This window comes from Shigella sp. FJ200513, from assembly GCF_040495915.1.
Taxonomy (GTDB): Bacteria; Pseudomonadota; Gammaproteobacteria; order Enterobacterales; family Enterobacteriaceae; genus ECMA0423.
The window spans coordinates 1-3,301 of record NZ_JBDYCV010000191.1 but is presented as its reverse complement, the minus strand read 5'-3'; the positions used below and the strand labels follow the sequence as shown (position 1 = coordinate 3,301).

Annotated in this window: 3 protein-coding genes and 2 pseudogenes; 3 read left to right on the top strand and 2 right to left on the bottom strand. The window is 38.9% G+C overall.

All coding sequences use genetic code 11. From position 1 onward, the window contains the following. A pseudogene (locus ABZJ92_RS21115) lies at nucleotides 1–124 on the top strand (transcriptional regulator); the annotation flags it as partial. On the opposite strand, the gene tetR(B) reads toward ABZJ92_RS21115, so the two are convergent. Further along, nucleotides 102–725, bottom strand: coding sequence for a tetracycline resistance transcriptional repressor TetR(B) (gene tetR(B) / locus ABZJ92_RS21110; RefSeq protein ID WP_000088605.1), 624 nt, complete (start codon nucleotides 723–725; stop codon nucleotides 102–104). The pseudogene ABZJ92_RS21115 and the gene tetR(B) sit on opposite strands and share 23 nt — an antisense overlap. A gap of 81 nt (nucleotides 726–806) precedes the next feature. Here tetR(B) and tet(B) point away from each other — a divergent pair, with 81 nt between their 5' ends. Further along, entirely contained in the window at nucleotides 807–2,012 is a 1,206-nt protein-coding gene (gene tet(B) / locus ABZJ92_RS21105; protein ID WP_001089068.1) for a tetracycline efflux MFS transporter Tet(B), read from the top strand. A gap of 112 nt (nucleotides 2,013–2,124) precedes the next feature. Here the strand turns inward: tet(B) and tetC are convergent, their stop codons facing one another. Then, complete coding sequence (tetC, locus tag ABZJ92_RS21100) at nucleotides 2,125–2,718, bottom strand: tetracyline resistance-associated transcriptional repressor TetC (protein WP_000428546.1); 594 nt, start codon at nucleotides 2,716–2,718, stop codon at nucleotides 2,125–2,127. Between the two features lie 87 nt (nucleotides 2,719–2,805). Here tetC and ABZJ92_RS21095 point away from each other — a divergent pair. Further along, nucleotides 2,806–3,201 (top strand): annotated as a pseudogene (locus ABZJ92_RS21095) (helix-turn-helix domain-containing protein); the annotation flags it as partial. Between the last annotated feature and the right edge of the window lie 100 nt (nucleotides 3,202–3,301).

Genomic DNA, 3,301 nt, shown 5'->3' with positions numbered 1-3,301 from the left:
CGTTGGAGCCGCATTATTTTCGCTTTATGAATCTAAAGGGTGGTTAACTCGACATCTTGGTTACCGTGAAGTTACCATCACGGAAAAAGGTTATGCTGCTTTTAAGACCCACTTTCACATTTAAGTTGTTTTTCTAATCCGCATATGATCAATTCAAGGCCGAATAAGAAGGCTGGCTCTGCACCTTGGTGATCAAATAATTCGATAGCTTGTCGTAATAATGGCGGCATACTATCAGTAGTAGGTGTTTCCCTTTCTTCTTTAGCGACTTGATGCTCTTGATCTTCCAATACGCAACCTAAAGTAAAATGCCCCACAGCGCTGAGTGCATATAATGCATTCTCTAGTGAAAAACCTTGTTGGCATAAAAAGGCTAATTGATTTTCGAGAGTTTCATACTGTTTTTCTGTAGGCCGTGTACCTAAATGTACTTTTGCTCCATCGCGATGACTTAGTAAAGCACATCTAAAACTTTTAGCGTTATTACGTAAAAAATCTTGCCAGCTTTCCCCTTCTAAAGGGCAAAAGTGAGTATGGTGCCTATCTAACATCTCAATGGCTAAGGCGTCGAGCAAAGCCCGCTTATTTTTTACATGCCAATACAATGTAGGCTGCTCTACACCTAGCTTCTGGGCGAGTTTACGGGTTGTTAAACCTTCGATTCCGACCTCATTAAGCAGCTCTAATGCGCTGTTAATCACTTTACTTTTATCTAATCTAGACATCATTAATTCCTAATTTTTGTTGACACTCTATCATTGATAGAGTTATTTTACCACTCCCTATCAGTGATAGAGAAAAGTGAAATGAATAGTTCGACAAAGATCGCATTGGTAATTACGTTACTCGATGCCATGGGGATTGGCCTTATCATGCCAGTCTTGCCAACGTTATTACGTGAATTTATTGCTTCGGAAGATATCGCTAACCACTTTGGCGTATTGCTTGCACTTTATGCGTTAATGCAGGTTATCTTTGCTCCTTGGCTTGGAAAAATGTCTGACCGATTTGGTCGGCGCCCAGTGCTGTTGTTGTCATTAATAGGCGCATCGCTGGATTACTTATTGCTGGCTTTTTCAAGTGCGCTTTGGATGCTGTATTTAGGCCGTTTGCTTTCAGGGATCACAGGAGCTACTGGGGCTGTCGCGGCATCGGTCATTGCCGATACCACCTCAGCTTCTCAACGCGTGAAGTGGTTCGGTTGGTTAGGGGCAAGTTTTGGGCTTGGTTTAATAGCGGGGCCTATTATTGGTGGTTTTGCAGGAGAGATTTCACCGCATAGTCCCTTTTTTATCGCTGCGTTGCTAAATATTGTCGCTTTCCTTGTGGTTATGTTTTGGTTCCGTGAAACCAAAAATACACGTGATAATACAGATACCGAAGTAGGGGTTGAGACGCAATCGAATTCGGTATACATCACTTTATTTAAAACGATGCCCATTTTGTTGATTATTTATTTTTCAGCGCAATTGATAGGCCAAATTCCCGCAACGGTGTGGGTGCTATTTACCGAAAATCGTTTTGGATGGAATAGCATGATGGTTGGCTTTTCATTAGCGGGTCTTGGTCTTTTACACTCAGTATTCCAAGCCTTTGTGGCAGGAAGAATAGCCACTAAATGGGGCGAAAAAACGGCAGTACTGCTCGGATTTATTGCAGATAGTAGTGCATTTGCCTTTTTAGCGTTTATATCTGAAGGTTGGTTAGTTTTCCCTGTTTTAATTTTATTGGCTGGTGGTGGGATCGCTTTACCTGCATTACAGGGAGTGATGTCTATCCAAACAAAGAGTCATCAGCAAGGTGCTTTACAGGGATTATTGGTGAGCCTTACCAATGCAACCGGTGTTATTGGCCCATTACTGTTTGCTGTTATTTATAATCATTCACTACCAATTTGGGATGGCTGGATTTGGATTATTGGTTTAGCGTTTTACTGTATTATTATCCTGCTATCGATGACCTTCATGTTAACCCCTCAAGCTCAGGGGAGTAAACAGGAGACAAGTGCTTAGTTATTTCGTCACCAAATGATGTTATTCCGCGAAATATAATGACCCTCTTGATAACCCAAGAGGGCATTTTTTACGATAAAGAAGATTTAGCTTCAAATAAAACCTATCTATTTTATTTATCTTTCAAGCTCAATAAAAAGCCGCGGTAAATAGCAATAAATTGGCCTTTTTTATCGGCAAGCTCTTTTAGGTTTTTCGCATGTATTGCGATATGCATAAACCAGCCATTGAGTAAGTTTTTAAGCACATCATCATCATAAGCTTTAAGTTGGTTCTCTTGGATCAATTTGCTGACAATGGCGTTTACCTTACCAGTAATGTATTCAAGGCTAATTTTTTCAAGTTCATTCCAACCAATGATAGGCATCACTTCTTGGATAGGGATAAGGTTTTTATTATTATCAATAATATAATCAAGATAATGTTCAAATATACTTTCTAAGGCAGACCAACCATTTGTTAAATCAGTTTTTGTTGTGATGTAGGCATCAATCATAATTAATTGCTGCTTATAACAGGCACTGAGTAATTGTTTTTTATTTTTAAAGTGATGATAAAAGGCACCTTTGGTCACCAACGCTTTTCCCGAGATCTCATCTATTGAAACAGCTTGATAGCCTTTTTCAACAAACAATATTCGTGCTGAGTTAACCAGTGATTGATAGGTACTCTTAAAATTTTCTTGTTGATGATTTTTATTTTCCATGATAGATTTAAAATAACATACCGTCAGTATGTTTATGGTATCATGATGATGTGGTCGTGACAATCTTAAGAACATTTAGGTTATTTTATGTATATTGAACAGCATTCTCGCTATCAAAATAAAGCTAATAACATCCAATTAAGATATGATGATAAGCAGTTTCATACAACGGTTATCAAAGATGTTCTATTATGGATTGAACATAATTTAGATCAGTCTTTACTGCTTGATGATGTGGCGAATAAAGCGGGTTATACCAAGTGGTATTTTCAGCGGCTGTTCAAAAAAGTAACAGGGGTCACACTGGCTAGCTATATTCGTGCTCGTCGTTTGACGAAAGCGGCTGTTGAGTTGAGGTTGACGAAAAAAACTATCCTTGAGATCGCATTAAAATATCAATTTGATTCCCAACAATCTTTTACACGTCGATTTAAGTACATTTTTAAGGTTACACCAAGTTATTATCGGCGTAATAAATTATGGGAATTGGAGGCAATGCACTGAGAGGGTGATGCTGCCAACTTACTGATTTAGTGTATGATGGTGTTTTTGAGGTGCTCCAGTGGCTTCTGTTTCTATCAGC